This is a genomic window from Arthrobacter sp. Cr_A7 (assembly GCF_029222765.1).
Classification (GTDB): Bacteria; Actinomycetota; Actinomycetes; order Actinomycetales; family Micrococcaceae; genus Arthrobacter.
In genome coordinates, this window is record NZ_JARHXQ010000210.1 from 23,085 (window position 1) to 29,255 (window position 6,171).

The 6,171-nt window shown below is 67.2% G+C and carries 6 protein-coding genes; 4 read left to right on the plus strand and 2 right to left on the minus strand.

The features are described 5' to 3' along the window. The first annotated feature begins 68 nt into the window (after nt 1-68). From P2Q66_RS12475 to pabB, 4 genes are all read left to right on the plus strand, one after another. The gene (locus P2Q66_RS12475) at nt 69-608 is read left to right on the plus strand and encodes a low molecular weight protein-tyrosine-phosphatase (protein WP_275728457.1); all 540 of its coding nucleotides are present in this window, start codon (nt 69-71) and stop codon (nt 606-608) included. A gap of 104 nt (nt 609-712) precedes the next feature. Next, a complete protein-coding gene (locus P2Q66_RS12480; protein WP_275728458.1) occupies nt 713-1,801 on the plus strand; it encodes a GTP-binding protein in 1,089 nt (362 codons plus the stop codon). Between the two features lie 43 nt (nt 1,802-1,844). After that, a complete protein-coding gene (gene ykgO / locus P2Q66_RS12485; protein ID WP_011693081.1) occupies nt 1,845-1,967 on the plus strand; it encodes a type B 50S ribosomal protein L36 in 123 nt (40 codons plus the stop codon). Nucleotides 1,968-1,983: 16 nt separating this feature from the next. Further along, the gene (gene pabB / locus P2Q66_RS12490; protein ID WP_275728461.1) at nt 1,984-4,062 is read left to right on the plus strand and encodes an aminodeoxychorismate synthase component I; all 2,079 of its coding nucleotides are present in this window, start codon (nt 1,984-1,986) and stop codon (nt 4,060-4,062) included. A gap of 40 nt (nt 4,063-4,102) precedes the next feature. Here pabB and P2Q66_RS12495 read toward each other — a convergent pair whose 3' ends face one another. Next, nucleotides 4,103-4,834 carry a polysaccharide deacetylase family protein gene (locus tag P2Q66_RS12495; protein WP_275728463.1) on the minus strand — a complete coding sequence of 244 codons (732 nt, stop codon included), beginning with the start codon at nt 4,832-4,834 and terminating at the stop codon, nt 4,103-4,105. 221 nt (nt 4,835-5,055) lie between these two features. Next, nucleotides 5,056-6,084 (minus strand): LacI family DNA-binding transcriptional regulator, encoded by a 1,029-nt coding sequence (locus P2Q66_RS12500; RefSeq protein WP_079595360.1) that lies wholly within the window; start codon nt 6,082-6,084, stop codon nt 5,056-5,058. Nucleotides 6,085-6,171: the final 87 nt, after the last annotated feature.

Consider the following 6,171-nt stretch of genomic DNA (forward strand, 5'->3'; position numbering starts at 1 on the left):
ACAAGCCTGTCAACATTTATGAATCGGGCCCTAGCCAACAGGGCCAATTAGCGCGCATGCTTACTTTCATGAACTCAGCGTCGAGCCCATACCGCGTCATTGCCGTCTGCACCGGCAACATCTGCCGCTCCCCCATGGCTGAACTTATGCTGAGGGCGGCCCTGGAGCGGGAAGGGCTGGACCGAATGGTGGCTGTGGACTCGGCCGGAACCACTGGTTATGAGGCGGGCCGGCCCATCGATCCCCGCGCCGCCCGCAAACTGGCGGTTGCGCACCTGGCTTCCGAACTTCACATTGCCCGGGAATGGGTTCCCGACTGGTTCCGCGAACGGGACCTGATCCTGGCGCTCGACGTCGACCACTACGCCTGGCTGAGCGAGGCGGCCCCGGACAGCGAGTCACTGGAAAAGATCCGCATGCTGCGCAGCTTCGACCCCAAAGTGGCGGGCCGGGACATGCTGGACCAGGGGATTGAGGACCCCTGGTACGGCGGGCAGGCCGATTTCGACACTGTATGGCGCCAGATCAGTGGCGCCCTGCCAGGCATCGTGGACCACATCAGGACGGCAGTGCTCCGGGACGCCCAACGGCAAAAACAGAGCCTCTGACGTTCCGACCGGTGGAGCGCCTCCACACGCAGGCACAACACCGCGTGCCGGGCTGGTGCAGCAGCGTTTGTAATTGAGAATGATTCTCAACTACTCTTGCTTGCATGCACCTGATCGTTGTCAGTTCCCTTGATGCCCTCTGCCGCCAGCAGGCCTGCGAGGGCCTGGCTGCAGCACACCCGGGAAGCCCGGTGGTCCTCCACGACCTTTTGGAAAACGGACTCGTCATCCGCCGCGTGTACAGCGGCCCCATAATGCTGGAACGGGACGAGACCATGTTGGAGCATGGCTGCCTCAGTTGTGCGGTCCGCCTGGACCTGGTGCCGGCCGTCGACCGGTTGATCGAGGAAAACCAGGGCCAGCCGATCATCATCGGCCTGCCTCCGGCCGTGCCTGCGTCGGTCGCCGTTTCCGCATTGGACCGGGGCCTCGGCCGCCCAGCCCGGGTTTCCTCTGCCATCCTTGCCTGCGCCCCGGACGCGGTGGAGGACCACATCTGGGACCCGCACACGCTGTTTGAGTCCGGGTTTACTCCGGTGGCCGATGACGAGCGCACACCCGGTGAATTCCTGCTCGGCGAACTCGCGTTTGTGGACACCGTCCTGCCGGCAGAACCGGATATCGTTCCGGCTGATCCCGTGGGGCGGAAACGCGGCCTGCACCTGATCCGGGAAGTGGCCCCGCACGCAGACATTGCACCCGGCGCCGCAGCTGTCCGACCCGGCCTGCACCGGTATGCGGAGGCCGTGGCAAGGACAGCTCCGGGGACCATCCAGGAGCCCCGCCCGGACGGCAACGGCGCCGGCTCGCCGTTCACCACCGTGTTCCAGCACGTTGAGCGCCCCCTGCATCCCGGACGTTTCCGCCAGGCGCTGGGCATCCTCGCCCAGGGCTGCTGCGTCCTGCGGGGCCAACTATGGGTCGCTTCCGCGCCCGAATGCCGGATAGCCATCCAGGGCGTCGGCCCGCGGGTCTGGCTCGAAAACGTGGGCGGCTGGCCGGAGGGGCGGCCCGGGAAGCAGCCCGCGGTGCGCGCACTGGCCCCTGCCGCCGCCACCGTGATTGCCGCAACGGGAGAGGACCTGGATCCGGAGGAGTTCGAGAGGCTCCTGCGGAACTGCGAGCTCACGGATGAGGAACTGGCATCCGGTGAGGGCCTGCACGACCCCTTCGGCCTCCGGCCTGCCAGCTAGCACCCGACGTTTCACCATCAAAAAACAAAACAAAGGAAGAACCATGAAGGTACGGAATTCACTACGGGCACTGAAGAAGATCCCGGGGGCACAAATTGTCCGCCGCCGCGGCAGGACCTTTGTCATCAACAAGAAGAACCCCCGGATGAAAGCCCGGCAGGGATAACGGTACGCTCTAATCCATGAGCCCAGCCCCCGTCATCATCGCCGTCGACGGGCGCTCGGGCGCAGGGAAGACCACACTCGCCGTCGAACTGGCGGCCCGCCTGCGCGTCCACCACAAGGTCTCCCTCTTCCACCTCGAAGACATCTACCCCGGCTGGAACGGCCTCGCGGCCGGCGTCGAACGCTACGTCTCCACCGTCCTCGGCCCGCTGAGCCGGGGGGAGGCGGCAACATGGATCAGCTGGGACTGGGAGAAACATTACGACGGCGACCCCAAGGTAACGCTGCCCGCAGAGATCGTCATCGTGGAGGGAGTGGGGGCGGCAGCGGCGGAAGCGCGTCCGCTCCTGAGCGCCGTGATCTGGGCCGAGTCGCCGGACGACGTGCGGCGGACCCGGGCACTGGACCGCGACGGCGACACCTATGAACCCTACTGGGACCAGTGGGCGGCGCAGGAAGAGGAATGGCTGGCGGGCGATGACGTCCCGCGGCACGCGGATGTCCGCGTCAACAATCTCGCAGACGGTTCCGCGGTGACCGACCTGCTGCAACTCCTCCCCTACCTCCCGGCACTGGCCCCGGTCCTGGCACCCGAACTGTCCGCCCGCCGCGGCCTCAGCCTCAGGGCAAGGCGGCTGGACCGGCTCCCGGACGCCCCGGCCCTGTTCCGCTCCCTCTATGGCGGCTCGGCCAACGCCGTCTGGCTGGACTCGTCCAACGCCGCTGCCGCTGGTTTCCAGCCAGGCGGGGAAGACCTGACCGGAAAGACAGCCGCCGCGCGCAGCCGCTTCAGCATCATGGCGGACGACGGCGGCACTTTCGGCCAGGCGGTGACCCACCGCTCCGGGGAAAGCCTGATCAGCACGGGCTCCGCGGCGGTCCGGGTAAACGGGCCGTTCTTCCGGTGGCTCGACACCGTATGGGGCCGCCGGGCCGTCGCGCCCGAAGGCTACCCGGGCCACTTCACACTGGGCTGGCTGGGCTGCCTGGGTTATGAGCTCAAGCGCGAAACCGGCGGCACCGACCTGCCCGCACCCACCCCTGACGCCGCGCTGATCTTCGCAGGCAGGGCCGTGGTCCTGGACCACGCCGAGGGCACGGCCTGGCTCCTCGCCCTGGAGGCTCCGGACGCGGAGGACTGGCTGGACACCGCGGCAGCGGCCGTCGAAGACGCGGCGCAACGGCAAGAAGAAACCCCTCCCGGCGGCAGCACCGGCGTCGTACTCCCTGCAGCGCCTGCCTTTCAAAGCCGCGACACAGGCGCGGAATATCGGCAAAAGATTGCCGCTGCCCAACACGAGATCGCCGAGGGAAACACCTACGAGGTCTGCCTGACCACAACACTGTCAGCCCGCGTGCCGGCCGACACCTTGGACCCCTGGAGCACGTACCTGGCGCTTCGCCGGAGGAACCCGGCACCCTTCGCGAGCTTCCTCCGGCTGGGCAACGTCACGGTGGCGAGCACCTCCCCCGAGCGGTTCCTCAAGATAGCGTCCGACGGCGGCATGCGCGCCGAACCGATCAAGGGCACCAGGCGCCGGGCTGCTGATCCGGCCGAGGATGCACAGCTGCGCACCGATCTGGCCACGTCATTGAAGGACCGCGCGGAGAACATCATGATTGTCGACCTGCTGCGGAACGACCTCAGCCATTTCGCCGCTCCAGGTTCCGTCACGGTTAGCCGGCTCTGCGCCATCGAGAGCTACGCCACCGTGCACCAGATGGTCAGCACCATTGACGCCCGCCTCCTGCCCGGATCGTCCCGGGCGGAGGCAGTTGCCGCCTGCTTCCCGGCGGGCTCGATGACCGGCGCGCCCAAAATCAGCACCATGGCCATCCTCGACCAGCTGGAAGGCGAAGCGCGGGGCCTCTATTCCGGCGCCATCGGATACTTCTCGCTGAACGGCGCAACGGACCTCGCCGTCGCCATCCGGACCCTGGTGATCAGCGCAGACGGGAACGGAACCGCGGAACTGACGCTCGGCGTCGGCGGTGCCATCACCGCCGACTCGGTGCCGGACGAGGAGTACGAGGAGATCCGCACCAAGGCATATGGAGTGCTGTCCACGCTGGGTGCGGAATTCCCGGACACCTGATGCGCCGCGCGGGCCGTTGCCGTGCCGCCCGCGCGACAGGTCAGCCGCGGCGGGCGGGCCTGTCGAACTTCCAGCCCTCGGACTTGAGCTCCGGGATGACCTGGTCAACGGCTTCCACGGTCTGGGTCCTGTCACCGCCGCCGTCGTGCAGGAGCACAACACCGCCAGGCCGGATTCCCTCACGGATACGGCGGACCAGTTCCGGCGTCCCCGGCGGCTCCCAGTCGCCGATGGTCAGCTGCCAGCCCAGCGGCTGCATGCCCAGTTCGGCGGCCACTTCAGGCGTTTGTCCCCAACCGCCGTACGGGGCGCGGAAGTAGTCGCTCTTTGCGTCCGGCACCGCTTTCCGGATAACGGCGCTGGTTTCCAGCAGATCAGCCTTGATGGCTTCCGGGCCCCAGGTGGCCATGTTGTCGTGGTGCATGGTGTGGTTGCAGAGCAGGTGGCCGGCGGCGGCAATCTGCCGCACGATGTCGGGGTACTGCTTCACATGGTCACCCCACAGGCAGAAGGTGGCCTTGACGTGGTGTTTCTCCAGGACGGCCAGCAGTTTGGGGGTACTTACGGGGTCGGGACCGTCATCGAACGTCAGGCTGAGGTATTTGCCCTCATGCCGGGTCGAATCGACAATGGCCGGGGTTGCCTGGTCCGCCTGCGCGGGGGTTGCTCCGGCGAGGCCTGCCGGGACGGAGGCACCGAGGGCAAGGACAGCCGCCGCGAGTGGCAGTGCGGCCCTGCGCAGGGAAACCGGGTTGTACGTCGGGAGGTGCATTGTTTTCCTTCCTGTCGTCATGAACCTCGCCGGCACGCCGCACGTCGTGAAAGCACGAAAGACCGCTGCTTTGCGGCCCACAGAGAAGCGTGGCTGGCGGGGAGGATCATGGAAGTTTTCCGGTAAGTTCCGGAACTTGCTCAGCGTAGGTCCACGCCGCGAGCGCCGTCAAGGGTTATCCGGCCCTGGTGTAGTTGCGGGGAGGCAGCGGCTTCCGGAGGTCAGCGGCCGGCCGGCGGAGCCGTGCTCTCCCGGACCATCAGCCGCGTGGAAAGTTCCACCCGCGGGCTCTCCACGCCTTCGCCCTGCAGCATCCGAAGTACCGTGCGGGCGGCAAGTTTGCCCATCTCGGCCAGCGGCTGCCGGACTGTGGTGAGCGGAGGTGAGGCCCACTGGGCCTCGGGAAGATCATCGAAGCCCACAACGCTGATGTCCTCGGGCACCCGGAGTCCCTTCTTGCGGACCGCTTCGTAGACGCCAAGGGCCATCTGGTCGCTGGCTGCGAAGACGGCGGACGGCGGCTCGGCTAACTCGAGCAGGCGGCAACCGGCACGAAAGCCGGACTGGTAGTCGAAGTCCCCCTCGATAACGAGTTCGGGATCGAAGGAAATGCCCGCCGCGTCCAGGCCTGCCCGGTAGCCGTCCAGCCGGGCCCTGCTGCACCATAACCCCGGCGTTCCGGCCACAAAGCCGATGCGGCGGTGGCCGATTCCGGTCAGGTGCTCGGTAGCACCCACTGCTCCGGTCCAGTTGGTGGCGCCAATCGTGGGCACATCCAGGTCCGGAACACCGGCCGGGTCCACCACGACTGCCGGCACGTGGAGGCGCTGCAGTTCGGCGCGGAGGAAGGAATCGAGGTCGGTGGTGACCAGGATGGCCCCGTCACTTGCCCTGGCACTGACGTTGTCCAGCCACTGCCGGGTGGACGCGGGGCTGCTCTGGCGATGAATGGCGGAGACCACGGTGGAGGCACCGGCTTCGTTGGCGGCTTCCTCCACCCCGCGGATGATCTCCACTGCCCACGGGCTGTCCAGGTCATTGAACACGAGGTCGATAAGGCCGGACCGTACTTCCGGGCGCGCGCCCCGGCGTTGATACCCGTAGTCCCGGAGCAGCGTTTCCACTCGTTCCCGGGTTTGCGGGGCGACGTCGCTGCGGCCGTTGAGCACCCTGGAGACAGTGGGCACCGATACTCCCGCTTCGGCGGCGATGGCCGAAATTGTGACTGCCCGGCGGGGACTCTCCTGCACGCATTCCTCCTGGTCCGCTGCAAGTATAGGCCCTCGCCCGGCTGGGCGGTTTCAAAAGTTTTGCCGAAACCCTTGACGCGCTCTCCG